Genomic DNA, 26,564 nt, shown 5'->3' with positions numbered 1-26,564 from the left:
GCTTTTTTTATGACTTATTTATCAAAAAAGTCGTGGTTTATGCGTTTTTCCACCATCCCCATACGCATTTAAAGCACAAAGGGTGGTGGAAAAATCAACAAATGAATAAACTCATCGAAGATTTATGACGGATTGTCTTCAGTCGGACTTTCTTCAACACGTTGCTCGTTTTCAGCAGTCCCATTTTTAGCAGTGCTGTCTTGAGCTTCAGACTTCTTTGCCTTTTTATCTTTATTCTTTTTTGACTTCTTCTTTTTTTTCTTTTTCTTTGGCTCTTCTTCCTCAAACTCAGCACCGTCTTCAATCGCTTGCCAGTACTCAAGTTGCTCCATGACAGCAGCGTAGATTGAGCCTTTGCTATAACGACCTTTTTTATCAAGAGTGCCTACTGGACGCGCCATCAAAATTTCTAATGCTTGGTCAATGGTATCTATGGCGTGAATATGGAATTGACCTTGTTGCACAGCTTCAATCACATCTTTGCGTAACATTAAGTGCTGCATATTTTGGCGTGGAATAATCACACCTTGCTTGCCTGTTAACCCTTGTAATTTACATGCATCATAGAAGCCTTCAATCTTGGCATTTACACCCCCAATCGGTTGAACTTGACCCAATTGGTTCATGGAGCCAGTGATTGCCCAAGATTGATCGATCGGTAATTGGCTAATAGCGGAAATAAGAGCTGAAAGCTCTGCAACAGTTGCGCTGTCGCCATCCACTTGACCATAGCTTTGCTCAAAGGCGAGGGCAGCAGAGAAATGTAAAATTTGTTCACGACCAAAGTGTGCCTTTAAGAAACTCGACATCAATAGGACGCCTTTGGCATGTAAAGAACCACCGAGTTCTACACTACGCTCGATATCTAAAATATCGCCGCCACCTTGATAAACCGAAGCCGTTAAACGTGACGGTAAACCAAATTCAACATCAGCATATTGAATCACAGAGAGGGCGTTAATCTGCCCGAATCGATGACCTTTGGTTTCGATTAACTGTGTACCGCGAGTGAGATCTTGCCAATATAATTCACGTAAGTAGCCTAGACGGTATTTACGATGATCAAGAGCGGTGTTGATATGTGTTTCTGTCACCATTTTATCGCCAGCAAGTGCTGCATGATGATGTGCTTCACGAATCAAATCACCTAAGGTGAGGGCATGTAATGACAAAGAGCTTTGATCTTCAGCTTGACGACTTGAATCAGTTAACAGTGCAGCAAGTGCTGTACGGTCAAACGGCAGAAGTTTGTCTGTTTGCACATAATCAGCAATTAGCTGCATATATGCCTGCTCATTAATGTCATTACGTTGTAATGTATCGGTAAAATCGGCACGAATTTTAAAGACACTGCCAAGTTCAGGTTCGAGTTCTAAAATATCGTAATAAATATCAGGTTCAGCAAGCAGGATCACTTTGATATTTAAATCAATGGCTTCTGGCTCAATCGAAATACTGCCTGTTAGCGTGAGCATGTGTTCAAGTGAAGACAGCTTTAAATGTCCTGATTTTAATGCACGTTTTAGACCTTGCCATGCATAAGGCTGTTCTAAAAGTTGTTCAGCTTCCAAGATGAGGAATCCACCATTGGCCTTATGCAATGCACCAGGACGGATTAACGTAAAGTCTGTGGTGATGGTGCCATTTTGGGTCAGTTGTTCGACATGACCTAGCAAATTGTAATGGGTTGGGAAATCTTCAAAAATAACTGGCGCACCAGCATTTGGTTTGTGTGTGGCGATAATGTTAGCTTGGTAGCGAGATGGCACGCGGTTAAATAGGCCAGGTGTAAAGTCATCTTCTTCTTGCTCAAGCACAAACTCAACATTTTGAATGATGTCATCTGCATATTGCTTCAGATAATCTTCCAAGCCTTCAACCATGCTGAATTTATTTTGAATTACATCAATACGCGGCATGACGACTTGTTTAGCAATTTCACGGTTTAAAACCTGAACTTTATCGCGTGCGTCATCTTCAAGATCACCAAGATGTAGACCAAGGCGTTCAAGTTTTTTATCCATATAACGGACGTTTGACGCAATTTCAGCTCGTTGTTTACTGCTTAGTGCATTGATGTCTTCTTTGGACATTTCTTGGTATTTGTTATCGACCAAATGCACGGGAACGAAACAATGATCATCATCCTGAGAAATCAGTTTAAGATCGAGCTCTTCACCTTCTCGGGTTAATTCAACTAAAGCAAGATGTTGTTCATCACCAGCATGTTGGCGAATCATTTCAATGCGATTGTGATAGGTTTCTGCGGTGAAGCGACGTTCAAGCTGTTTTAATATAGTTTGCCAACTTTGATGTAATAACGTTTGGAATTTTGTCGCTTGACCAGAAGGAAGTTTCAGCGCAATCGGTTCACGCGGAAACTTGAAATTATTGACATACACCCAGTCTGAAGGCGTTGGCATATTTTTAGCGTGTTGTTGTAATAAGCGCTTAATCATGGTGCGCTTACCTAAGCCTGCGGTACCTACAGCAAAAATGTTATAGCCTGAATAGGGTAATGCAATGCCAGCTTCAACCGAAGCTCGGGCACGATCTTGTCCTAAAAAGTCATTAAGTGGTTTGATCCGCTTGGTAGACGTTGGTATTTTTTTGAGTTCAGGTGTATGCGTCAGCTGAAGCGGCTGCAACTGGGTTTTAGTTAAAGTATTCTGTATTTCGGGTTGATCAAAAGCGCTCTTTAGTGTCGTTACTGTTTCTGCTAAGTTTTTTGTGTTGGTTTCATTAATGGTGGTTGATAAAGAAGAGTGAATTTGTTCAAGTCGCTGGGTCACTGTTGAATCCAAAAAACTAAAGAATAGAGATATGTAATTAAGGTATACAGGTTTAATGCCAAAGATCAAGCAACAGCATGCGAAATATCGATAAAATAAAACAATGATTTCATAAATGTTGTTGAAACCGTTGTCATTAAGCGCTTGAATAGCAACATTCGATTTTGACAAAAATAACTGAGTCATGACAACACAAGCTTCAGGATGGAAATCTGCTTTTACTGCATTTTTAGACCGACGTGCGCTGATTATGCTTTTTCTTGGCTTTTCGGCCGGTATCCCAATTTTACTGATCTTTTCCAGTTTATCGCTTTGGTTAGGTGAAGCAGGAATTGATAAAAGTGCAGTGACTTTTTTTAGTTGGGCAGCGCTTGGCTACTCATTTAAGTTTGTTTGGGCGCCATTAATTGATGAGTTGCCTGTGCCATTTTTAACTAAACAACTCGGACGGCGCCGTGCATGGTTGTTGATCGCTCAGGTTCTCATTATCTGTGCAATTTGTATCATGGCATTTTCAGATCCTGCTTTAGGACAAAGCTATATTTACCAAATGGCCGCTGGCGCTGTATTGCTAGGTTTTTCTGCCGCAACGCAAGACATTGTGATTGATGCTTATCGTATTGAGTTGGCAGAAACTGAAATGCAGACCGTTTTAGCTTCGACTTATAATGCAGGTTATCGTATCGGCATGATCGTGGCAGGTGCAGGGGCGTTATTTTTGGCGGCATATTTAGGCACGGCCAAAGGTAACTATATTTATGAAGCTTGGAAATATACTTACCTTGCAATGGCTGCTGTGATGGTTATCGGTATTATCACAACTTTATCGATACGTGAGCCGCAAGTTGACCGTGTACAAAAGCATTATAAACGGACCGACTATTATCGTTTAGTCGCTGTATTCTTTGCTGCGGTGGTTGCCTTTGTCTTGAGTTATATCTATTCAGGTGTAGCGGTTGAAAGCTTGAAAGAGCAGTGGCAAATTTCAGACTCATTCGCCTTGTTCTGTTTAGAGGCTGTACGCTTTATTGGTTCAGCTGTGGTTGCTTTTGGTGTCGGTTCTGTTTTAGTGAAATCGGGTGCTGTAAATAAGCAGATGGCATTTGAAACTTGGGTTAATCCAGTTGCAGATTTCTTTAAGCGTTATGGTCTAAAACTGGCTTTAGTGTTGTTGTTACTTATTGGTTTTTACCGTATTTCCGATATTATCGCCGGCGTCATTTCTAATGTGTTTTATCAAGATTTAAACTTTACCAAAGAGCAGATTGCCGAAGCTGTAAAAGTCTATGGTGTGATATTTAGCTTGGTTGGTGGCTTCCTTGGCGGTTTGCTAGCGCAGCGCATGAACATTATGAAATTGATGTTTGTTGGTGCGATTTTAGCAAGTTCAACAAACTTGATTTTTATCGGTCTGGTCAAATCAGGTCAGCCATTAAGCGATGTCACTGTAAATGTAGCAGGGCAGCAATATACAGCGACGCCGGATGACACGGGAGCTTGGGCAGTTCAAATTCCAAAAGCAGTCTTGGCGGCTGATCAAAATATTCAGGTCAGTGCGGATTATCAGTCTAAGAATCAACATCCAGTACAGGTGAGTTTGCCGTATCTGAATAATTCTTTTTCAAACTCAGCAATGATGTTGCTGCCAGTGACTTCAGATAACACGATTTCAGCTCAAGAGACTGCAAATAGTATCGTGGTCCGTGGACAATACTTGGCAGGCGAGTTAAAAGAAAATCAAAAAATTCAAATTATTCTGGATGCTAAACCATTCGACGCAAAGCTTGATAAAACTGGTGTATTTAGTGCTGCAATTCCAGGGCAAGCGCTCGAAACAGCAAAGCAAAAAACATTAACGGCTCAACTGCTAGAAAATGATGTAGTGAAAAAGAGTGTCGATTTAACATATCAAGTGAATACATCAGCCAATATGGCGGGTGTACTTGGTGTTGATATTCAACCGATTAATTTGGCAAGTGCTGAACAGAATGTGGACATCAAAGGAAAGGTCATTAAGCCTTATAGTTCGCTGTGGTTATATTTCGCGATTATTGTTGATAATTTGGCGTCAGGACTTGCAGGCGCGGCGTTTATCGCATTTTTATCGAGTTTAACCAGTGTTTCTTTCACAGCTGTTCAATATGCTATCTTCAGTTCATTAATGACCTTAACCCCTAAAATTTTAGGCGGTTATTCTGGTACGATTGTGACCAATATCGGTTATCCGAAATTTTTCTTGATGACAACTCTAATTGGTATTCCGATTTTAATTTTAGTGGTTTGGGTCGCCAAACTATTGAAAGAACATGAACAAAAATCCAATTCATAATTCAATTTAAATTAAAAAAGCCCATTCAATCTGGACGGGCTTTTTTATTCTAAGCTTATAAATAGCCTAAGCATATCTGCGGTTTTGGACAAGGATATTTGAAATAAGCAGGTATATGCGTTCTAGACTTAAATTGAACTTTGCTTGTTAAATCCCTATAGTATTCAGACATAATGATAGATTTAGGAAACTCGATTATGCGCATGCTGCATACCATGTTACGTGTAGGCAATTTAGAGCGTTCATTGGCGTTCTATACTGAAGTACTCGGTATGACTTTGCTTCGTAAGCGTGATTATGAAGAAGGTCGTTTTACTTTGGCATTTGTGGGCTATGGTGATGAAGAAAATCATACTGTACTCGAATTAACGCATAACTGGGATACAGATAGTTATGAGTTGGGAAATGCGTATGGCCATATCGCTATTGCAGTAGATGATGCCTACAAGGCTTGTGAAGAAATTAAAGCACGTGGCGGAAACGTGGTACGCGAAGCAGGGCCAATGAAAGGTGGTGTGACCGTCATTGCCTTTGTTGAAGATCCAGATGGCTATAAAATTGAGTTGATCCAACAAGACTCAAATGCACGAAATAATTAATCTGCAATTATTCATTTAAAGTCATATGTAATGCTGAATATTCTTATTTATAAATTTTTTTTGCGTTGAGCTCACTATCAACGTTTAAAATAATGAATATATCGGAGAAAAGCTGGCTTTATTTATATGGCCCAGTAAGATGAAATTTACTCAATGGTAAATTTAGCTTATTGGGCATTTTTTTTGCCGATGAGCTTTAAAAGGGAAATTTGTACAGGATGTTGTTATGCTGAAAATGTTGGCTTTGGATCGTTTTACCATTCTACTTTTTGTAATGGTCATACTTGCGACGTTTTTGCCTGTTAGTGGGCAAGCTGCAGAAATCTTTGGCTATATTACAACGGCTGCAATTGCCATTTTATTTTTTCTCCATGGTGCAAAGTTGTCTCGTGAGGCTGTGGTTGAAGGCATTATGCATTGGAAGTTACATGCTTTAGTTTTTGCTTTTACCTTTGCATTATTTCCATTATTGGGTTTAATGGCGAAACCAATTCTCGTGCCGATGTTAGGGCAAGAGTTGTATTGGGGCTTTTTGTTTATGTGCTTTTTACCCTCGACAGTACAGTCTTCTATTGCATTTACTTCGGTAGCACAGGGTAATGTTGCTGGCGCAGTCTGTAGTGCATCATTTTCAAATATTATTGGGATGTTTATTACCCCAGTGATGGTGGCCTATTTTATTCTCGGTCAGTCACAACATAACTACGATCCGACGGCATCTATTATCCAAATTACCCTGTTATTACTGATTCCCTTCATTTTAGGGCAGCTCCTCCGTCCTTGGGTGTTTCCTTATATGAAGAAAATGCCAAAAATTGTGAAGGTATTTGATCAGGGCTCAATTTTGATGGTGGTCTATGGCGCATTCAGCAGTGCGGTGGTGGCAGGGCTATGGCATCATGTGAGTGGTATGACTTTATTCCTGTTGATTGTGGCGTGCTCTGTCTTGTTAACAATCATTATGTTATTGGCGCTATATGTACCACGTTGGTTGGGCTTTAGCCGAGCTGATCAAAAGACGATTTTCTTTTGTGGTTCTAAAAAAACCTTGGCGAGCGGCGTGCCCATGGCACAAATTTTATTTATTGGGCAGCCGATGGGGATGATAGTTTTACCGATTATGATCTTTCACCAAATTCAGTTGATGGTCTGTGGTGTGATTGCCAACCTTTGGGCAAAACAAAGCCGTGGGCAAGAATAGGGCGAGATGAATAGGTCCTTTTAAAATACCTTATATAGATGAAAAAAAATCATGAAAATTAAAAAAGGCATCTTCATTTTATTCTTGGGTATGAACACAGTCGTTCATGCTCAAGAGGATTTATCCGTAAATACTAACCGTGATGTCATTGAAAAAATGCCGCTCATCAGCCTACAGCCCATGCTAGATTTTTGTCGTGATCGACAACCACAGATGAATACGGAATTAGATCAGGCTTATCAAGCTGCAAAGCTAAAATTAATTGCTGCGGTTCAGGCTGTCCGTTTTAATGGTGTAGAGCCATTAAAGGCAAAAGATGTTGATTTGCCAGTCGATGTACAATTTAAACAGCAGCTTCAAAGTATGTTAGAGGGCATGAGCAGATCATTACAGTCAGTAAATGCAGCGTCGTTTTGTTCTGCATTTATTGAAAGATTAAACCATTTTGATCAAGCCCAATTTCAGCGTACAGTCGAATTACAATATCAGAAATATTTAGAGCAAGCTCAACCTAAAGAGTAGAGCGATTCAGCCTTGAATATCTATTTATTAACATTAAAAAATCAGCTATAATTTGCCCCAACTTGTTGTGCTTAGCTCTGGCGGTATCCGTCTCGGTGGGCCAAAAGAATGGTCTGTTATGGTGTTGGTCTGCTTTTTTAAGCCTTCCTTGTAGTGATGCAAGAGTGATCAATTGCGATGACAGCTAAACCTTCTTAAATCTTAGGAGTAATCGACGATGCGCGCCGATATTCACCCAAAATATGAAACTTTAGTTGCTACATGTTCATGCGGTAACGTAATTGAAACTCGTTCAGCTCTTGGTAAAGAAACTATTTACCTAGACGTATGTTCTGCTTGCCACCCATTCTACACTGGTAAACAGAAAAGCGTTGACACTGGCGGTCGTATCGACAAATTCAAACAACGTTTTGCTGGTATGTCACGTTCTATCAAACGTTAATATCCAAAACGAAAAAACGGGCTTTATGCCCGTTTTTTTTGTGCCGATAAAAAGATAAACCTTAAATCGGTAATGTTCAGAACCTTATTGGTCCTGAACATCGATGAGATGGTCGAGTTTCTTCTGGAAATAATCACCTTGAATAAAACGAGCTTCTACATTCCAAGCATTGGCAAACAGTGTCATGTCATTTAATTCACGTAGCATGATTTCAACAGTTTTGATTTCATGATAAGTGGTAATTTTTTCTTGCAGCTCTTGGCATGACTTGTCGTTTGCAAGCATTTGGGTCAAGCTTGAATCTAGTGTTAAGCAGTGAACATCCATTTGACGTAATAATGATTCACTAAACATCGAATGACCAAAATTACGTAAAGCCAGTTCGGCACCATTTTTACGAAGTTCAACAAATGCTTTTTGAGCGGCATCAATATTGAGCTGAATGTCTTCTTCTGCAAATTGTAAAATCAGTGGATTCTTCAATTTACTACGAATAATCGTAATGAGTTTTGAAATAAACTCAGGGAAGGTGCGGTCGTTATATAGCACTTCCTTGTTGAGGTTAACGATTAATTTAGCTTCAGGGAACTGAGTAATAAAGTTGTGTAGCTGTTTACACGATTCAACCAAGATCCAACGATCCAATTTAATGGATAGCTCTGAGTCTTCAGCCAATTCACGTAGTTGGGCGATATCTTTCCATTTATTTTCAAAAATAAAGCCGCTGGTTACTTCATAAGTATAAAGATGTGAATCTTCTTTATCATACAGTTGCTGATATTTAAGATGAATTTCACCGCGTTCTAAGCAGTTGCGAAGGGCCTTGATAACAGGAGCTTCATCACTAACGACAATCGGCGCAATTTGTGCTTCTGCTGTACCGAAATCCAAACTTGGTATGTCAATTTCTAATGGAATCGTTAAGTCGATTTCAGGTGCTTGTTGGTTGGTTGGTAGCGCAGTATTAAAGGCTTTCGTAATAAAGGTATCAAAATGTGCTTCATCACGAATATCGCTGTCTAAAACACTGTATCCTATGCGTAAATTTAATGGATAAGTTTCATTGTTTACACTGAGTAATTGAGGTTTGCTCAGGGTGTTAAGACCAATCAACTTAGAATCAAGTTTGAGCTGATTATCCGCTTGGAATAAGGCAACGATTGCACCATTATCTAAACTAAATAATGGAGCATGAGTCTGATCTTTCAAGAAGTCTTTAATATTGGTGAAATAGCTCTTATAAGTATTCCAATCTTTTTGAAAAATCGCATCTGAGCAAGAAGCCAACGTAAATAGCACTAATGCATTTACATTGGCAGGTTGTTGGCCGATGGTACGGTTGATTTGTTGAAAAGCTTTTGGTTTTTGTGGGCTGGCTTCAACTGGCGCGGTGCTTACAGCATTGCTGCTTTGACTGCCAATTTCAATTGCGAGCTGTAAAGCATCTTCTTCAGCCGCGGCAATAAAGTCGAGTTTTAGTGGGTTTTGCCCAGCTACTGCGATATTTTGTGAATCAAGATCAAAACGTCCTAAGTCGAGCTGTCCTTGGCTGATTTTTTTAAAGCGTTGTTTAAAGTCATTGAGGTCAGAAGGTTGTAATAGATCGAGCAGGGGCAGCCCGATTACATCGTCTTCATTTTTTAGACCAAATAAAGTGAGATATTCAGCATTGGCTTGAATATGAATACCTTCTTGAATCACGGCAACCGCTTTACGACTATCTTCAACTAAAGACTGAGTTTGGATTTGAGCTGTTTCGAGCTCTTCCATTAAATGCTGTTGAGATTGTTGTAGGCGACTAAAGGATAAAGCACGGATTAAACCAAAATAGAAACTTTCAGGTTCAGCAATATCGACGATGTCATAAATCCCTTTTTTGACTAAACTTGCATATTGTTCTGCTTGATAGTCTTCGGGTTTAAGTAAAATAATCGGTAAATTCGGTTGGCTCGATAGTTGAACTAAACTTAAAGCTTGTTCATATTTTAAATCATAAGCACGTCCAAAAATGATCAAGTCCCAATTGAGATTCAGCTGTTTTTCGAAATTTTGTAAATCATCAAGTAATATGGCATGAACTTGATGTTCGCTGTCTGTCAATAAATCACGTATCTGGTTAAAACGTATTTGATTATCATCAATAATGAGTAATCGAGTTTCCGTACGTTTTAGTTTTTTGGATAGTAATGGATTTCTCACTTTAATGCTTCCCATAAGTCGTTATTTTTGATCTCATTGCTCTGTTTCGCAATATAGTCTTTAACGACATTTTCTTGCTCTTCATTCAATAATTCATATTCAAAGCGAATAAAGCTTTGCGTCACCAACTGCGCTTTGGTGAGGTAGACTTTGATGTCTTCTTTGCCTAAGCGAAGGTGGATCGTTTGTTTCTCTCGGAAGAGATTTGCCCCAGGTAAAATTAAGGTCGTAGACACCTGATCTAGTTGTGTGGTCTGAACCAATAAAGCAGGTTGATGATTTGTTGTATTGCGGTCGGTACGAATATGGGCTGAACATGGATACAAATCTTGAGCCAGCACTTCGAGACCCAATTCCAAACTTTTTTCAGTCGATTGTTTGATCCAACGAACAACACCTCCACGCCATTGGCTTTGAGCATTTTCTTGGATCAAAATAAATTCGCCGGTTTTTAAATTGGCAGGGGTAGGGCCAGTCCATTTAATGCGATAACCATTCACACTAATATCTAAAACGTCAGCGGTATGAATCTGTTTTGCTTCACGATCTAGCGCTTTCGCATTGGTCATGCCCGTTGGCATATTTGAATCATGCGAATTGACAAAAGACGCTTCATTGTGGAATTGATAATTACCTTCTAAATCTAAAGTTTCATGGAAGTTTTTACCTTTAGAGAGATAGAAATGCGCCACCATTAAGCTAAAGCAAATATTGATTTGCGCAGAATATTCATAACGTTCATGACGACGTTCAGTGTTGTTGGTCAAAATATTATGAATATGGAAATACAGCGCAGGGGTTAAGAATAGCTTTTCATTTTTAGAAAGGAAATTGGCATTCTTAGTTTGCGTTTCGGTCAAATGATCGAGCAAGTTTTGCGTTGAAATGTACACATTGGCTTGATACGACCGATCTTGTTTAGAGTTATAAATCGGTGGATGATCTTTTTTCGTGTCTACAATATAGCGTGAAAGCGTGGTTTCTTTCGGTAGGATTTGAACCAATTTTACCCAGTCAAAGCTACATAAATACAAGCCTTGGATTTCAGCAGGGCGGATCTGATGATTATTGAAAATATCTAATAAGATCAATTGTGCATAAGCTTGGGCAATATTTGCAATTTGATGCTGAGTACCCAGTAACTGATTGACATTACTTTGATAGAAATTGTGTTCAATGGCACATTCAATCAGTTGATGTGCCGCAATCCATTGACCCGCCGTCGGTGTGGCATACAACATGTGTTGTTGATACAACAACAGTGTCAGTTGTTGCAACGCATAGTAGATTGATGCAATTCTAGCGGTTTGTAAGCTTTTTTTATGGCCGAATGAAAAGATCGAAAACTTTTGTTGATTAAGCTGCTGATTACATCGCTTGGCAATATCAATATAGATTTTGGCAAAGTGACTGCGTAAAAGCATAGCTAATTCAATGATTTGGTCATTACGATCCGTCGTAATTAGGCTTTGATTGGTAAAGTGCTTTTCTAAACTGGTAAGCACACTTTCCATAGTCGGATGTAAAATTTGAACCAAATCAAAACGTAACATCTCTTGGCATTTCAGCTCGGAGATTTCAAGTAAGGCATTGAATAAAGCTTTAGATGAGGTACCCAATTGTAAAATTGAAATACCGTTTAACCACTCTTGTAGACCTTTAGCATTGGTCGGACAAAAGCTTAGTTTATCCAGCTTTAATTCAGTCGGATTGTAAAACGTATCTGAAGTATGCGTGGTCATCTTTATTATTTAACTCAAAAAGTTGAAGCCCCAAAAAGCGGTGTCTTGTTTTTTTCGCCCGCTATTTCCCGTACAAGTTTAGGAACCAAATAACCTGGTAGGTTCTCTAAAACTTTTTTATAAATTAAATCAATATCCTGAGCTGGTGTATCAAAATGATGAGCACCTTTTACTTTATCCAGAACATGTAAATAATATGGCATTACACCTGCGTCGAATAAGCGGTAACTTAAATCGACCAATACATCTGCAGAATCATTAACCCCTTTTAATAAGACTGCTTGGTTCAGCACGGTGATTCCTTGTTTGACAAGCTGTTGAAGCTGGCTACACGTGAAGTCATCTAGCTCTGATGCATGATTTGAGTGTACCACTAGAATAATGCGTAGCCTACTGTTTTTTAAAATAGAAACCAGCTCTTCATCGACACGGTTGGGGATTACGATAGGAACTCGTGAATGAATTCTCAAAAATTTAATTTGTGGCAAAGTCGATAAACGTTCAATCCACACTTGAAGTTTACGATTTGATAGTGTGAGCGGGTCTCCACCACTTAAAATCACTTCATTAATATCGGGTTGTTGTTCGATATATTGTTTAATGTTTGCCCAATCGTCATTTTTAGGCAGGTTTTCTTGGTAGGGAAAATGTCGGCGGAAACAATAACGGCAATGGACCGCGCAGGCGCCGGTTAAAGTCAGTAAAAAACGAGACTTGTACTTATGTAATACACCAGGCTGTTGGTTGGCTTGTTCTTCACCTAATGGGTCAGTGACAAAACCAGTGTGTTCTTCAAGTTCCAAATGATGCGGTAGGACTTGGAGTAAAAGCGGATCGAGCGGATTACCTTTTTGCATTTTTTCGACAAAAGCGCGCGGCACGCGTAGGCGAAACTCATCTGCTGCGAACTGAGCACCTGATAATAACTGATCATGCGAAAGTTCTAATACATCGAGTAATTCTTGAGGATTTGTAATCAAATCACTCAATTGAGTTTGCCAGTTTTGCTCTTGAAATAAATAGTTTATCATGCCGATTGTTTAAAAAATGCAGAAAGGTGAGTAGGGAATATTGCTGAAATTAATGCGTCGAACTTTGATGTTTAAGCTGAAAAAATTCCGATAAAGCTTAGAACGGATGAAGCCTACGAAACATTTATTAAGTTTCAGTAAACAGCAATTTTACCTGTTTGTGGGCATTGTATAAACAAAGTTCTTTAATGTCTGAGTGTAAGTTAAGCAGCTTGACCCCTTTAATGGGGATTTTTTCGTTGCGACATGGTGCATTGGTCATTTAGAATACGCAATATCACATTAATGTGCATGTGGCAGCCAATGTTACAGTCAGTACTTGCTAAATGACATGTTACAGCCCATAGCATCTATAGATTAAAGTTAGTAAGTTTGGAGTGAGCCAGTCATGGCCTATTATTCTACGAATGATTTCAAGTCAGGCCTTAAGGTCATGCTTGACGGTAACCCATGTTCAATCATGGAAAACGAATACGTAAAACCAGGTAAAGGCCAAGCTTTTAACCGCGTAAAATTACGTAACCTTAAAACTGGTAAAGTTTTAGAAAAAACTTTCAAATCTGGTGATTCACTAGAAGCTGCTGACATCCAAGAAGTTGAAATGAACTACTTGTATAACGATGGTGAAATGTGGAACTTCATGGACCCAGAATCTTTCGAACAAATCGCTGCTGATAAAGTTGCTATGGGCGACGCGGCTAAATGGTTGAAAGATGACTCAAATGAACTTTGCACAATCATGCTTTGGAACGGTGTTCCTTTAACTGTGAGCGCGCCAAACTTCGTTGTATTAAAAATCGTTGAAACTGATCCAGGTGTACGTGGTGATACTTCAGGCGGTGGCGGTAAACCTGCTAAGCTTGAAACTGGTGCAGTAGTACGTGTTCCATTATTCGTACAGCAAGAAGAAAGCGTTCGTGTAGACACCCGTACTGGTGACTATTTAGAACGTGCATAATGGTTTAAAAATAGACTATTATCGAAAGGGATGAAGTGATTCATCCCTTTTTTTATACCTATTGGTTTAAATTTTTATGCCAAAGTATTAGATGAAAAAGCCCATAACAGGAGTAGAGTTTCAAGGGAAGAAACAGCAGTACCTCGAACAAGAAAAATCAAGCTGATTTATTTCAACATTTATGAGGGATTGAGATGGAAACCATTCAACCGAAGTCAGGAATGGCTTCAAAGATTATCTGGCTGTTTGTAGCCATTCTAGGTGCCGTTTCATTCGGTATACTAGCACTCAGTCGAGGCGAGCATGTCAATGCAGTTTGGCTGATCCTTGCAGCAATCTGTGTGTATAGCATTGCGTATCGTTTTTATAGTTTATTTATTGCCAATAAAGTCTTTGAACTGAATGAGCGACGTTTAACGCCTGCCCATCGCTTAGCTGACGGTTTGGATTATGTGCCAACCAATAAAAGCGTTCTATTTGGTCACCACTTTGCCGCGATTGCAGGTGCAGGCCCATTAGTCGGTCCGATCCTTGCTGCACAAATGGGCTATTTGCCGGGAACAATTTGGCTCTTGGTGGGTGTTGTTCTCGCCGGTGCGGTTCAAGACTTTTTAGTCTTATTCATCTCGACTCGTCGTGATGGGCGTTCACTCGGTGAAATGGCAAAACAAGAACTGGGTTCTTTTGCCGGAATCATCGTGATGCTTGGTGCACTTGGCGTGATGATCATCATTCTAGCGGTGCTTGCATTGGTTGTTGTCAAAGCATTAACCAACAGTCCGTGGGGTGTTTTCAGTATCGCTGCAACGGTACCGATTGCGATTTTCATGGGTATCTACATGCGCTTTATCCGTCCGGGTAAAATTGCAGAAGTGTCGATCATTGGTTTTGTACTCATGATGGCAGGGATTATCTATGGTGGCGACATTGCACAGCATCCTTATTGGGGTCCATTCTTTACACTTTCAGGTACTGAACTAACTTGGTGGTTGATTGGTTATGGTTTCGTGGCATCAGTATTACCTGTTTGGTTACTGCTTGCACCACGTGATTACCTATCTACTTTCTTGAAAATTGGTGTTATTGCAGGTTTGGCAATCGGGATCATGTTTGCATTGCCTGAAATGAAAATGCCGGCAGTAACGCATTTTATTGATGGTACAGGTCCTGTATTTGCAGGTTCAATGTTCCCATTCTTATTTATTACCATTGCCTGTGGTGCTATTTCAGGTTTCCATGCGCTCGTTTCTTCAGGAACGACACCGAAGCTTGTGAATAATGAAAAAGATATTCGTATGATCGGTTATGGCGGCATGTTGATGGAATCTTTTGTTGCGATCATGGCATTGGTCTGTGCAACGATTCTAGAGCCTGGTGTGTATTTTGCGATTAATGCACCAGCAGCGGTGATTGGTACAACGGTTGAATCTGCTGCGGAAGCAGTACGTACATTAGGCTTCGTGGTAACACCTGAAGCATTGACCTTACTTGCACAAGAAGTGGGTGAAAACTCGATTCTGTCTCGTACAGGTGGTGCGCCAACATTTGCGATTGGTATGGCTCACATTATTACGGAAATTTTCAATAACCGTTCAATGATGGCGTTCTGGTATCACTTTGCGATTCTATTCGAAGCACTCTTCATTTTAACTGCTGTGGATGCAGGTACGCGTGCATGTCGTTTCATGGTGCAAGATACAGTGGGTATCGTGGTTCCTGCGGTTAAAAACTCACATAATTTCTTTGGAAATCTGTTAGGTACAGCGGTAGCTGTTGCAGGTTGGGGCTTCTTCGTTTACCAAGGTGTGGTTGATCCACTCGGCGGTATTAATAGCTTATGGCCGCTATTTGGTATTGGTAACCAAATTCTTGCTGCGATGGCATTGATCTTGGGTACAGTGATTTTATTCAAGATGAAAAAACAAAAGTATGTTTGGGTGACAATTATCCCAACTGTATTCTTGTTTATTACTTCTATGACCGCTGGTTGGCAGAAGATTTTCCACGAAAATCCAAAGATTGGTTTCTTGGCGCAAGCAGATCGTTTTAATGCAGCCATTGCGAAGAATGAATTGTTGGCACCTGCGAAAACCATGGCTGAAATGCATACGGTTGCATTGTCGAATCAAATCAATGCCGGTCTTTGTGCATTCTTTATGATCGTGGCATTTGTGATGTTATTTGCAGCGATTGGTGTGGTGCGTCGTGCCTTGGCAAATCCAAATCCATCGGTGAATGAAGCAGAAGCGATTTACCGTGACCCAGCTGAAATTAATCCGTCGAATTCAGCACATTAATAGGGGAATATGAATGAACCTGAAGTTTGCAAAAAGTGGAAAAACGGTGATTTATAAAATCATTAAAATGACCATTATGTCGCAGAAGGATTTAATTCTGAACCCGAAAAATTGGTCACGTATTGCGAAGTTGTGGCAACGTTTACAGCAAAGCTTCCGCCTGATGGTGGGTGTGCCAGATTACCAAAACTATTTGGAACATATGGCAAAACATCATCCTGATTTGGAAGCGATGGATGCAAAAACATTTTATCGTCACTGTGTAGATGCACGTTATCCATCAGCTGGTGGTGACATGAAGAAGTGTCCTTGCTAATGCTTTGACTCGAGCTAAAAATCTAAGAAAAAAAGCGTTCTTCGGGACGCTTTTTTTTATTGCTGAATTTTGATCAGTCGAAGCGAAAAAAACGCTTTTGTATACCCAATAAATATCAAGCGTATGTATTTAAAGTATTGAACTGGGTATAGATTGGAGATAAACACTGTATTTTTAAATAAAACCCTGTATGTTAATCATTCATTTAACTTTTTTATTGGGGAATAAAAGGTGTTTTGGGGATCAGAGAAAAGCCAACAAAATAATACATCAACGCTTTTAAGTGAGCAGAGCCTTGCGCCTTTTTACCCGAAAATAAATACATTCCTCGAACAAATTAACCAAATTATTTTGGATAAAAATCAGCAAACCAAATTGGCTTTAGCTTGTCTATTGGCAGGCGGGCATGTGCTATTTGAAGACTTACCTGGTTTAGGAAAAACGACATTATCTAGCGCCTTGTCACATTTGGCGGGATTAAAGTTTCAACGGATTCAATTTACCAATGACATGCTGGCCAGCGATGTGATTGGGGTAAATATGTTTAATCAAAAAGAACATCATTTTGAGTTTAAATCTGGGCCGATTTTTACCCAAATTTTATTGGCAGATGAAATCAACCGTTGTAGTCCAAAGACCCAAAGTGCTTTATTGGAAGCGATGGAAGAGGGCTATGTGACGGTCGACGGTGTGCGATATGCTTTGCCTCAACCATTTTGGGTGATTGCGACACAAAACCCTTTATTTCAAAGTGGTACTTATGCCTTACCTGAGTCCCAGTTGGACCGGTTTTTAATGCGTTTGTCTTTAGGTTATCCATCGCGTCAGGCAGAGAAATTATTGCTCCAACAAACTTCACGCCATGATCTGATTGCGGCATTAGCACATATCTTTAATGAAGCAGAAATTTTACAACTACAAGGGTTTGTCGAGCAGATACATCTGAGTGATCGTTTAATGGATTACATTTTGGATCTTGCTGCTGAGACACGTAAGGGGAGACATGGTCTTTCTACTCGTGGTGTTTTAGCCTTAAAGAAAGCTGCGCAAGCCTATGCGCTGATTGAGCAGCGAAATTATGTGAATCCTGACGATGTACAAGCCGTTTTTACAGCTGTGGTATCTCATCGAATTGGGTTGTCAGATCTTGAAGCCTTTAAGCTTTTAGAACAAGTTTCGATCCAATAAAGGAGTTGAACCTTGGCTTCAATGTGGCAGCAATGGATTGAACGTCGATTTAAAATCGATCAGCACAAGCAGCTGACTCAAAAAGATGTCTTGATCTTTATCTATCAGCAAGGCTACTTGTATTTGGTATTAATTTTCATCACTTTTATTGCAGGTGTGAATTATGCCAATAATTTGATTTTAGGCTTTTGCTTTTTAATTAGCGCCGTATTGTGTATTAGTTTCTATATTACTTTTAAACAGCTTCATGCGTTGCAGATTCAAATAAATGTTGTTGATATCCCGCAAGCTGGGGAATTACTTTCGGTCGAAATTTATTTTAAACAAGAGGTTGAACAGGCGCGATATTTGTGGATTAAAACAGAAAATCAGCTACATAAATTACTGTTCAATACACAACAGCAATGCTTTCAATTAAATTTTACAACCAGCCAACGCGGTGTTTTTCAGATTCCGCCAATACAAATTTATAGTGTTTATCCTTTTGGTTTAGTTCGGGCCTGGACGTATTTGTATGCACAACACCCCGCGTGGGTTGCGCCACAAGCCAGTTTGCATTCCGTGGAAAATAAGCAACAACAGCAAAATTTTGAACCTGATCTTGATGAATTTCGCGAATTACGGAGTTTTCAGACGGGGGATTCACTTCATGCGGTGTCATGGAAACAAGCAGCACGAGGACAAGGCTTGTATGTCAAAGTTTTTGAGCAATATGAAGATCTAAAGAAATTGGAGATTCATTATCACCATATGCCAGCTCAAAGTCATGAAGAAAAACTTAGCCTCATGATGGGTTTGGTCGAGCAGGCTGAAAAAAATCACGATCAATATGCACTGTATTTACCTAATGCTGAGTTAGCATCAGGTACTGGAAAACTGCATTATTCCGAAGCAAAACGGTTATTGGCGCAGGCTTAAGAGATGATTGAAAATACCATACGCCGCTCAATATTACTCACTTTAGCATTGGTGCTCATTGCACAAATGCTTTATATCCCTGTGGCGACATCATTAGTATTTTTAGTTATTTGGCTTATTTTATTACTCAATACCCGCGCCAGTAAAAAACCATTTTCTAAAATTTTAACCTATGTGCTGACATTGACAGCATTATTTAGCATTTATATAAGCCATAAAACCTTTATTGGTGTTGATGCAGGGGTTGCAGTACTCAGTACATTTTTATTTGCTAAATCTTTAGAAACAAAAACACGTCGTGATGTAATTATTTTATTTAACTTTGCGATGTTTGTGATTGCCAGTAGCTTTTTGTTTAGCCAGTCTTTTGCCATGGCATTGGTTATTTTATTGGCGTTGTTGAGCTGCTTTATTGGATTATATCGTTTACAGACCGTTGGTTTTAGCCAAAACTCAGGCGGTGAAATACAGGCGATTAAACAAGATATTGGGCATGTGGGTAAATTTATTGCCTTAGCTGTTCCATTCTTTATCTTGCTGTTTCTCTTTTTTCCACGCCTGCCGCCGCTATGGCATATTCCTATTCCTGAAAATAAAGCCACAACGGGAATCAGTGACAACATGTCTCCGGGCGATATTGCTGAGTTATCACAGTCGAGTAGTTTGGCTTTTCGTATAATTGGTGATATTCAAGCCTTGCCAACACGTACAGAGCTGTATTGGCGGGCGATGGCATTAGATGAATATGATGGTTCTAAATGGACTAGTCATTTTTTTAACCAGAACGTTATACAGCTGAATCCAGCTGATTTAAAACCCAAGCGGACATTGAATTATCAATATTTGGCTGCCGACCCAAGTGTGATGTGGATTATGTCGTTGGAGCAATCCGTTCCCAATGAAGCACGTTTTGCATTAGGTCAAGATGGTCGAATTACACCCTACCGATTAACAGCACGTACAGAGCCGATTCAACTGAAATGGTTAGGAAGTGCAGAACCTCCTCAAATAAAAAATGTAGCTTTACTTGAAAAATTAAACACTCGCTATGTTGAAAACTTGGATGTTCAATCACAACAATTGGCCCAAACTTTATGGCAGCGAAGTCGTCAAAATCCTGAGCGTTATATTGCCGAAGTTTTGCAATGGTATAAACAAAATCGCTTTGCATATACCTTAAGCCCAGGTGTATTGGGGCAAAATCGGATAGATGATTTTTTATTTGGATCAAGAAAGGGGTTTTGCGAACATTTTGCATCGAGTTTTGCAATGTTGATGCGCTATGTGGGTGTTCCATCGCGTATTGTTGTGGGATATCAAGGTGGTCAATTAGCACCAGATGGAAAAAGTTGGGAGGTTCGTCAGCTCGATGCACATGCGTGGACAGAGGTTTATGTCAATCAACATTGGCGTCGAATTGATCCTACAGCCATGATCGCACCTCAGCGTATCGATGGTGGGATGCAGGATTATATGGAACAAGATCGGACAATTTTTGGGAGACAGCAGTCGACTTGGGCCTATCAACAATTTTCGATGTTGAAAAAAGTCCGTGTATGGAGTGATTATGCGAGTTACCAATGGCAGAGTAAAGTAGTGGGTTACAATGCAGAATCACAGCAACAATGGTTTAAAAAGCTCGGTACAAATTCTGCTTATGCAGGTGTTTTAATTCTTATTTTGAGTATTGGTGGCATTGTAGCATTATATTTTATATGGATTTTGTGGAAAAAAAGAAAAAGCCTAAGCTCTCTTGAAAGAGAAATTGCCAAGTTTGCTAAGAATTTACCCTTGAGCCAGCAAAAAGTGGCTTCTGAAAGTTTTCGGCATTGGTTACAACGTTTGGCTGAAAATGTACCTGAACAGGAAAGGGCGGCATTTGAACAAGTTATTACGTTATTTGAGCAGGAAATTTATGTAGGTACCGCGCTAAGTTCTCATGATATTCAATATTTTAAGGCTTTGCTTAAAACTTGTACGCAAAGTTTAAAAAAGTCAGAAAAGGGCTTGTCATAAAAAATAAAAATGAATATGATTCTACGCATTCTAGGTTTATAGCTCAGTTGGTTAGAGCGCTACGTTGACATCGTAGAGGTCACCAGTTCGAATCTGGTTAAACCTACCAAATTCAAAAAGCAGAATCAAAATGATTCTGCTTTTTTTTATCTGAAATTATTAGGGTCTGTTGACATTTACTGTTCATAATTAACCCTATAAAGGTAGCCATAAAAATATACAGGCTAAAGCAACAGAACTTTGATAATTCCTTTTGAGCTTGTCATATCGAGTAGCTATTCCTCTAAATTGCTTTAATCTACAAAACATATTTTCAACTAAATGCCTGATTTTATATAAATACCAGTCCATATGGTCATTGTTCGATTGGCTATTCGTTTTCCTTGGTATATTCGCTACTTCTTTGGCTCATATTTCTGCGTTTATGACTATATAGCAGTGCTTTATACAATGTATGCTATAGCGGATTATTTGAAACAAAAAAGCCGCATTCTATGCGGCTCTTAATTGAACAAATAAATTATGCATCTTCAGTTTCTAAAATTTCGAAGTCATGGGTAATTTCTACACCACCATCCATCAGCATTTTACTAGCAGAACAGTATTTTTCAGCAGAAAGTTCAACCGCTTTTGCAACTTGCTTTTCCTTCACGCCATGACCAGTGACTACAAAGTGCAAATGAATTTTAGTGAATACAGCAGGAATAGTGTCGGCACGTTCTGCATTTAATTCACAACGAACATCGGTAATGTCTTGGCGTGCTTTCTTTAAAATCGTCACAATATCGAAAGATGCACAACCACCAAGTCCTGTTAAAATCAGTTCCATTGGGCGCGGACCACGGTTTTCACCGCCATATTCTTGTGATCCATCCATCATAACAGTGTGACCACTTTGAGTTTTTGCTTCAAAAGCAACATTCTCTAGCCAATGAACACTAGTTTGCATTGCAAGTCCCTAAAAAAAGCTATAAATTTACGCAGTACCTGTACACTAACATAAATTGAGTTGATAAGGAATTTCAACTCTTACGTGTGACAAGTTCACTTTAGGTCTTGTGCGATCTATAAATTATCCATATTCGGAAACTGTTAGCATGACTTCAAACTTTTCACAACTTAGCACAGATGCGCTATCTCCGGGGCAGTTACCTGAGTCGGTGAAGGCATTATTAAAACGTGCATATATTAATCGTTACCCAAAACGTACAACAATCATTGATGCGGGCTCAGAATCTAAATCTTTGTATTTAATTCTTAAGGGTTCAGTATCTATCATTTTACGCGAAGATGATGAGCGTGAAATTGTGGTTGCGTACTTAAATGCGGGTGACTTTTTTGGGGAAATGGGTCTATTCGAAGCAAATGCACAGCGTACTGCAGAAGTGCGTACGCGAGATGTATGTGAAATTGCTGAGATTACCTATGAAAACTTTCATGAATTAAGTAAACAATACCCAGACTTAAGTTATGCGGTATTTGCACAGCTTGTACGCCGTCTTAAAAATACGACGCGTAAAGTAACTGACCTTGCGTTTATTGACGTGTCAGGTCGAATTGCACGTTGCTTAATTGATTTATCTTCACAACCTGAAGCAATGATTTTGCCGAATGGTCGTCAGATTCGTATTACTCGTCAAGAGATTGGTCGTATCGTGGGTTGTTCCCGTGAAATGGTTGGTCGTGTTCTAAAAACACTTGAAGAGCAAGGCATGATTGAAACTGATGGTAAAGCGATTCTAATTTTTGATGCATCGCTTGAAGATAAAAGTCAATTGGCTTCTGACGAATTTGACGACGAAGAATAATCATTCTTCCGAATCTAAAAAAGCAAACTCAGGGGTTTGCTTTTTTTATGTCAATTCATTTCTCACCATTATAGCTGAACAAGCCTTTCTCACATTTTTTGACAAATAAACAGAAAATTATGATTTAAACAAAGCCGATATCTTAGGTAAGCTACTTCGTGACTTATATATTGATATTTAAAATAAAGAGGGAATTTACGGCATGCAATTTAAACCATTGGCCCATACTGGCATTTTAGTTCCAGAAATTTGTTTAGGCACTATGACGTTTGGTGAACAAAACACCCAAGCAGAAGCTTTCGAGCAACTGGATTATGCTTTAGAGCGTGGTCTTAACTTTTGGGATACTGCAGAAATGTATCCTGTCCCACCGAAACCTGAAACCCAAGGTTCAACTGAAACTATTATTGGTAACTGGATTGCAGCTCGCGGTGGACGTGATAAATTAATCTTAGCTTCAAAAATTGCAGGGCCGTCACAAGGCGGTAGTCATATTCGTGACGGGCAAACTAAATTTATTGCTTCGGAAATTGAGTCTGCACTGGATCATTCTCTTCAGCGCTTACAAACAGATTATCTTGACTTATACCAGTTGCATTGGCCGCAACGTCCAACCAACTTTTTCGGTAAATTGGGTTATGGCAATGCCGAAGCAAACAGTACGCAAACTATTACCAATTTAGAAGAAACATTAGTTGCTTTAAGTCATGAGGTGAAAAAAGGTCGAATTCGCTCAATTGGACTATCTAATGAAACGCCATGGGGAACGTTGAAATTCCTACAACTTGCAGAAAAGCATGGTTTAGAAAAAATTGTCAGTGTGCAAAATCCATATAGTTTGTTGAATCGTACTTATGAAATCGGTTTATCTGAAATTGCACACTACGAAGGCGTGGGCTTATTGGCATATTCACCTTTAGCATTTGGTTATCTAACAGGTAAATTCCGTCATGGTGCACGTCCTGCCAATGCTCGAGTGACACTATTTTCACGCTTCAGCCGCTATTCAAATGCGGAGAGTGAATGGGCAACAGAACAATATGCACAATTGGCTGAACAGCATGGTTTAACGTTGACACAGTTAGCACTAGCATTTATTAAGCAGCAATTTTTTGTCACCAGTACAATTATTGGTGCGACAAATCTAGATCAGTTGAAAGAAAATATTGATGCTTTTGAGGTGAATTTATCAGAAGACATTATAAAAGGGATTGAAGATATTCATCGCCAACAGCCAAATCCTGCACCTTAAGTTGAATCTTTTGTTGGATTAAGCAGAAGCCTACATGTAAATGTGGGCTTTTTTGACATTTTTATTATTTAAGCAAATGGAAAATCATTGAATTTTATTGTCAGAAAGTCATTTGAGTTGACAAGAAAATTGCCTAAAAATACATATGTATTTAAATAACATAATAAAGTACTAAATTCTTCAATAAATGACTTGAAAAGTATTCTATTTATACCAATATTATAATTGAGATTTATCTTTATCTTAAAATTAACTCATTGAAAAATATTTAAAAAATGTATTTGAAATTTTAAATATGACTCCCATATATGCTTCAAGTACAGAATTTGTTGTGAGGTATAACAAGAATGCGATTTGAAAAATTCACAAACCGTTTGCAGCAAGCATTATCCGATGCACAATCATTAGCAATGGGGAAAGACCATACAGCCATTGAAGGAATCCATATTCTTTCGACATTGCTTGAAGAGCCTTCGAACCAAAGCTTGTTACAACAGGCAGGTGCTAATCTTCCTGAGTTAAAAACCAAGCTTCAGCAAGCCCTACAGGATACTGCCACCATTGCGACGCCGACAGGGGACATCAACCTAAATCCTGAAGCAGTCAAAGCGCTAAATTTAGCCGACAGTTTCGCTCAAAAAGCTGGAGATGAGTTTCTTTCTACAGATTGGGTGATTCTCGGTTTAGCTGAAACGGGTAAAACCAAAACCTTATTAAATAGTGTAGGCGTAACGACAGATAAATTACGCAATGCAATTGAACAAATACGAGGCGGTGAACAAGTCATGAGTAATAACCACGAAGATCAACGTGATTCACTCAACAAATATACCTTAGACCTCAATGCACGTGCATTAGAAGGCAAGTTAGATCCAGTTATTGGTCGTGATGAAGAGATTCGCCGTACCATTCAGGTTTTATCACGTCGTAGTAAAAACAACCCCGTACTGATTGGTGAGCCGGGTGTGGGTAAAACTGCAATCGTTGAGGGCTTAGCACAGCGTATCGTCAATGGCGAAGTTCCTGAAAGTCTGAAAGGTAAACGTGTACTTTCACTTGACTTAGGTTCATTGCTTGCAGGTGCAAAATACCGCGGTGAATTTGAAGAACGTCTTAAAGCAGTTCTAAAAGATTTAGCCAAATATGATGGCGAGATTATTCTTTTCATTGACGAATTACATACGCTTGTTGGCGCAGGTAAAGGCGATGGTGCAATGGATGCTGGTAACATGCTTAAACCTGCATTAGCGCGTGGTGAGCTACGCTGTGTAGGTGCGACAACACTTGATGAATATCGTCAATATATCGAAAAAGATGCGGCATTAGAACGTCGTTTCCAAAAAGTGATCGTTGATGAACCGAGTGTGGAAGACACCATTGCGATTTTACGTGGTCTAAAAGACAAATATGCAACCCATCATGGTGTGCAAATTTTAGACTCTGCGATTATTGCTGCGGCAAAAATGTCGCACCGTTACATCACAGACCGTCAGTTGCCAGATAAAGCCATTGATTTGATTGATGAAGCAGCATCACGAATCAAAATGGAAATTGACTCAAAACCTGAGCCACTTGACCGTTTAGATCGCCGTTTAATTCAGTTAAAAATGCAACTTGAAGCTGTGAAAAAAGATGCAGATTCAGTCTCAAAAGCTGAAGTTGAGCACCTAGAGAAACAAATTGCTGAAGTTCAAAAAGAATATAGTGATTTGGAAGAAGTGTGGATTGCGGAAAAACGTTTGGTTGACGGCACGAATCAGGCTCAAATTGAGCTAGATAAAGCACGTACTGCCTTTGAAAAAGCACAACGTGAAGGTGATTTAGCAGAAGCTAGCCGTTTGCAATATGGTGTTATTCCTGAGTTGCAAAAACGCTTGAATGAAGAAGAAGTTGCCGAGGTGAATGAAGAACCGAAACTGATTCGTACCAAAGTCACTGAAAATGAAATCGCTGAAGTGGTAAGTGCGGCTACAGGTATTCCTGTTGCGAAAATGCTGCAAGGTGAACGTGAAAAACTCTTACACATGGAGGAGTTCTTACATAACCGTGTAGTGGGTCAAGATGAAGCTGTCGTAGCAGTGTCGAATGCGGTGCGTCGTTCTCGTGCAGGATTATCCGATCCAAACCGCCCAAGTGGTTCATTCTTATTCCTTGGGCCTACAGGTGTAGGTAAAACTGAGTTAACCAAAGCTTTAGGTAATTTCTTATTTGACAGTGATGATGCGATTATTCGTATCGACATGTCAGAGTTTATGGAAAAGCATTCGGTGAGCCGTTTAGTAGGTGCGCCTCCGGGCTATGTGGGTTATGAAGAAGGTGGTGTGTTAACCGAGGCTGTTCGTCGTAAACCTTATAGTGTAGTGTTGTTTGATGAGGTTGAAAAAGCCCATCCAGACGTCTTTAACATCTTGCTTCAAGTGTTGGATGATGGTCGATTAACAGACTCACAAGGACGTGTGATTGATTTCAAAAACACCGTGATCGTGATGACCTCGAACTTAGGTTCAACCGATGTTCGTGAATTAGGTGAAAACCCGTCGAAAGACGAAGTTCGCGCTGTGGTTATGGCTGCGGTATCTGAACATTTCCGACCTGAATTTGTGAACCGTATTGATGAGTTGGTGGTTTTCCACTCTTTACAAAAAGCGCAAATTCGTGGCATTGCGGATATTCAGTTGGATCGCTTACGTTCTCGTTTGGCAGATAAAGACATGAGTCTGGCGGTTGAAGATAGTGCCTTTGAATTACTTATCGATGCTGGTTTTGACCCTGTGTATGGCGCACGTCCTCTGAAACGTGCTATCCAACAACAAGTTGAAAATACATTGGCACAGAAAATCTTATCAGGTGCTTTCCAACCGGGCGATACGATTGTCGTTCAAGCGGAAGGAGATCACCTAACTTTTGAAAAGTTAAAACTCAACTAAAAAGCACAAATCTGCTACATCCAGTTG

At 39.7% G+C, this 26,564-nt stretch carries 19 protein-coding genes, 1 tRNA gene and 1 pseudogene; 15 read left to right on the top strand and 6 right to left on the bottom strand.

Annotated elements, in window-relative coordinates; translation table 11 throughout:
* Positions 1–122: 122 nt before the first annotated feature.
* On the bottom strand, positions 123–2,771 hold the full coding sequence (locus FTU38_RS10475; RefSeq protein WP_373683992.1) for a Lon protease family protein: 2,649 nt from the start codon (positions 2,769–2,771) through the stop codon (positions 123–125).
* Between the two features lie 205 nt (positions 2,772–2,976).
* On the opposite strand from FTU38_RS10475, the gene FTU38_RS10470 reads away from it, so the two are divergent.
* The 5 genes from FTU38_RS10470 (at position 2,977) to rpmE (ending at position 7,885) form a co-directional block, all read left to right on the top strand.
* Entirely contained in the window at positions 2,977–5,121 is a 2,145-nt protein-coding gene (locus FTU38_RS10470; protein ID WP_180004881.1) for an MFS transporter, read from the top strand.
* Between the two features lie 197 nt (positions 5,122–5,318).
* On the top strand, positions 5,319–5,720 hold the full coding sequence (gene gloA, locus FTU38_RS10465) for a lactoylglutathione lyase (protein ID WP_078190168.1): 402 nt from the start codon (positions 5,319–5,321) through the stop codon (positions 5,718–5,720).
* 226 nt (positions 5,721–5,946) lie between these two features.
* A complete protein-coding gene (locus tag FTU38_RS10460) occupies positions 5,947–6,921 on the top strand; it encodes a bile acid:sodium symporter family protein (RefSeq protein WP_180004882.1) in 975 nt (324 codons plus the stop codon).
* Between the two features lie 51 nt (positions 6,922–6,972).
* The gene (locus FTU38_RS10455) at positions 6,973–7,443 is read left to right on the top strand and encodes a hypothetical protein (protein ID WP_180004883.1); all 471 of its coding nucleotides are present in this window, start codon (positions 6,973–6,975) and stop codon (positions 7,441–7,443) included.
* A 217-nt stretch (positions 7,444–7,660) separates the two neighbouring features.
* Positions 7,661–7,885 (top strand): 50S ribosomal protein L31, encoded by a 225-nt coding sequence (rpmE, locus tag FTU38_RS10450; protein ID WP_078190165.1) that lies wholly within the window; start codon positions 7,661–7,663, stop codon positions 7,883–7,885.
* A gap of 84 nt (positions 7,886–7,969) precedes the next feature.
* On the opposite strand, the gene FTU38_RS10445 is transcribed toward rpmE, so the two are convergent.
* From FTU38_RS10445 to epmB, 3 genes are read right to left on the bottom strand one after another with little or no spacing between them, the layout of a single operon-like run.
* The gene (locus tag FTU38_RS10445; protein ID WP_180111104.1) at positions 7,970–10,099 is read right to left on the bottom strand and encodes an EAL domain-containing protein; all 2,130 of its coding nucleotides are present in this window, start codon (positions 10,097–10,099) and stop codon (positions 7,970–7,972) included.
* Positions 10,081–11,826, bottom strand: a complete 1,746-nt coding sequence (locus FTU38_RS10440) for a GTPase (RefSeq protein WP_180004885.1) — start codon at positions 11,824–11,826, stop codon at positions 10,081–10,083. The genes FTU38_RS10445 and FTU38_RS10440 overlap by 19 nt, the downstream gene beginning before the upstream one ends.
* A gap of 14 nt (positions 11,827–11,840) precedes the next feature.
* Positions 11,841–12,857 (bottom strand): EF-P beta-lysylation protein EpmB, encoded by a 1,017-nt coding sequence (gene epmB / locus FTU38_RS10435; protein ID WP_180111103.1) that lies wholly within the window; start codon positions 12,855–12,857, stop codon positions 11,841–11,843.
* A gap of 388 nt (positions 12,858–13,245) precedes the next feature.
* Between epmB and efp the strand changes: the two genes are divergently transcribed.
* The 7 genes from efp (at position 13,246) to FTU38_RS10400 (ending at position 20,659) form a co-directional block, all read left to right on the top strand.
* Positions 13,246–13,815 carry an elongation factor P gene (gene efp, locus FTU38_RS10430; RefSeq protein WP_067762759.1) on the top strand — a complete coding sequence of 190 codons (570 nt, stop codon included), beginning with the start codon at positions 13,246–13,248 and terminating at the stop codon, positions 13,813–13,815.
* A gap of 194 nt (positions 13,816–14,009) precedes the next feature.
* A complete protein-coding gene (locus FTU38_RS10425) occupies positions 14,010–16,112 on the top strand; it encodes a carbon starvation CstA family protein (RefSeq protein WP_078190161.1) in 2,103 nt (700 codons plus the stop codon).
* 13 nt (positions 16,113–16,125) lie between these two features.
* On the top strand, positions 16,126–16,428 hold the full coding sequence (locus FTU38_RS10420; protein ID WP_180004887.1) for a YbdD/YjiX family protein: 303 nt from the start codon (positions 16,126–16,128) through the stop codon (positions 16,426–16,428).
* A 231-nt stretch (positions 16,429–16,659) separates the two neighbouring features.
* Entirely contained in the window at positions 16,660–17,616 is a 957-nt protein-coding gene (locus FTU38_RS10415) for a MoxR family ATPase (protein ID WP_180004888.1), read from the top strand.
* Between the two features lie 12 nt (positions 17,617–17,628).
* The gene (locus FTU38_RS10410) at positions 17,629–18,534 is read left to right on the top strand and encodes a DUF58 domain-containing protein (RefSeq protein WP_168377824.1); all 906 of its coding nucleotides are present in this window, start codon (positions 17,629–17,631) and stop codon (positions 18,532–18,534) included.
* 3 nt (positions 18,535–18,537) lie between these two features.
* The gene (locus FTU38_RS10405; RefSeq protein ID WP_180004889.1) at positions 18,538–20,550 is read left to right on the top strand and encodes a DUF3488 and transglutaminase-like domain-containing protein; all 2,013 of its coding nucleotides are present in this window, start codon (positions 18,538–18,540) and stop codon (positions 20,548–20,550) included.
* A 32-nt stretch (positions 20,551–20,582) separates the two neighbouring features.
* Positions 20,583–20,659, top strand: a tRNA-Val gene (locus FTU38_RS10400).
* 86 nt (positions 20,660–20,745) lie between these two features.
* Here the strand turns inward: FTU38_RS10400 and FTU38_RS10395 are convergent.
* Positions 20,746–20,946: pseudogene (locus tag FTU38_RS10395) on the bottom strand (IS5/IS1182 family transposase); the annotation flags it as partial.
* Between the two features lie 124 nt (positions 20,947–21,070).
* The gene (locus FTU38_RS10390; protein WP_078191820.1) at positions 21,071–21,499 is read right to left on the bottom strand and encodes an OsmC family protein; all 429 of its coding nucleotides are present in this window, start codon (positions 21,497–21,499) and stop codon (positions 21,071–21,073) included.
* A 148-nt stretch (positions 21,500–21,647) separates the two neighbouring features.
* Between FTU38_RS10390 and crp the strand changes: the two genes are divergently transcribed.
* From crp to clpB, 3 genes are all read left to right on the top strand, one after another.
* Positions 21,648–22,358, top strand: a complete 711-nt coding sequence (crp, locus tag FTU38_RS10385; protein ID WP_180004890.1) for a cAMP-activated global transcriptional regulator CRP — start codon at positions 21,648–21,650, stop codon at positions 22,356–22,358.
* A gap of 202 nt (positions 22,359–22,560) precedes the next feature.
* A complete protein-coding gene (locus FTU38_RS10380) occupies positions 22,561–23,610 on the top strand; it encodes an NADP(H)-dependent aldo-keto reductase (RefSeq protein WP_180004891.1) in 1,050 nt (349 codons plus the stop codon).
* A 347-nt stretch (positions 23,611–23,957) separates the two neighbouring features.
* Positions 23,958–26,537, top strand: coding sequence for an ATP-dependent chaperone ClpB (gene clpB / locus FTU38_RS10375; protein WP_180026445.1), 2,580 nt, complete (start codon positions 23,958–23,960; stop codon positions 26,535–26,537).
* Positions 26,538–26,564 lie beyond the last annotated feature (27 nt).

This window comes from Acinetobacter sp. YH12098 (assembly GCF_013419235.1).
Lineage (GTDB): Bacteria > Pseudomonadota > Gammaproteobacteria > Pseudomonadales > Moraxellaceae > Acinetobacter > Acinetobacter amyesii.
The sequence above is the reverse complement of the archived record's forward strand: the minus strand, read 5'-3'. Positions and strand labels throughout refer to the sequence as shown.

Bases quoted from the DNA above. Each gene is read 5' to 3' on its own strand.
- FTU38_RS10425 (WP_078190161.1), top strand. From the start codon at position 14,010: ATGGAAACCATTCAACCGAAGTCAGGAATGGCTTCAAAGATTATCTGG.
- epmB (WP_180111103.1), bottom strand. From the start codon at position 12,857: ATGATAAACTATTTATTTCAAGAGCAAAACTGGCAAACTCAATTGAGT.
- rpmE (WP_078190165.1), top strand. From the start codon at position 7,661: ATGCGCGCCGATATTCACCCAAAATATGAAACTTTAGTTGCTACATGT.
- FTU38_RS10445 (WP_180111104.1), bottom strand. From the start codon at position 10,099: ATGGGAAGCATTAAAGTGAGAAATCCATTACTATCCAAAAAACTAAAA.
- FTU38_RS10455 (WP_180004883.1), top strand. From the start codon at position 6,973: ATGAAAATTAAAAAAGGCATCTTCATTTTATTCTTGGGTATGAACACA.
- efp (WP_067762759.1), top strand. From the start codon at position 13,246: ATGGCCTATTATTCTACGAATGATTTCAAGTCAGGCCTTAAGGTCATG.
- FTU38_RS10380 (WP_180004891.1), top strand. From the start codon at position 22,561: ATGCAATTTAAACCATTGGCCCATACTGGCATTTTAGTTCCAGAAATT.
- FTU38_RS10440 (WP_180004885.1), bottom strand. From the start codon at position 11,826: ATGACCACGCATACTTCAGATACGTTTTACAATCCGACTGAATTAAAG.
- gloA (WP_078190168.1), top strand. From the start codon at position 5,319: ATGCGCATGCTGCATACCATGTTACGTGTAGGCAATTTAGAGCGTTCA.
- clpB (WP_180026445.1), top strand. From the start codon at position 23,958: ATGCGATTTGAAAAATTCACAAACCGTTTGCAGCAAGCATTATCCGAT.
- FTU38_RS10420 (WP_180004887.1), top strand. From the start codon at position 16,126: ATGAACCTGAAGTTTGCAAAAAGTGGAAAAACGGTGATTTATAAAATC.
- FTU38_RS10390 (WP_078191820.1), bottom strand. From the start codon at position 21,499: ATGCAAACTAGTGTTCATTGGCTAGAGAATGTTGCTTTTGAAGCAAAA.
- FTU38_RS10460 (WP_180004882.1), top strand. From the start codon at position 5,947: ATGCTGAAAATGTTGGCTTTGGATCGTTTTACCATTCTACTTTTTGTA.
- FTU38_RS10405 (WP_180004889.1), top strand. From the start codon at position 18,538: ATGATTGAAAATACCATACGCCGCTCAATATTACTCACTTTAGCATTG.
- crp (WP_180004890.1), top strand. From the start codon at position 21,648: ATGACTTCAAACTTTTCACAACTTAGCACAGATGCGCTATCTCCGGGG.
- FTU38_RS10470 (WP_180004881.1), top strand. From the start codon at position 2,977: ATGACAACACAAGCTTCAGGATGGAAATCTGCTTTTACTGCATTTTTA.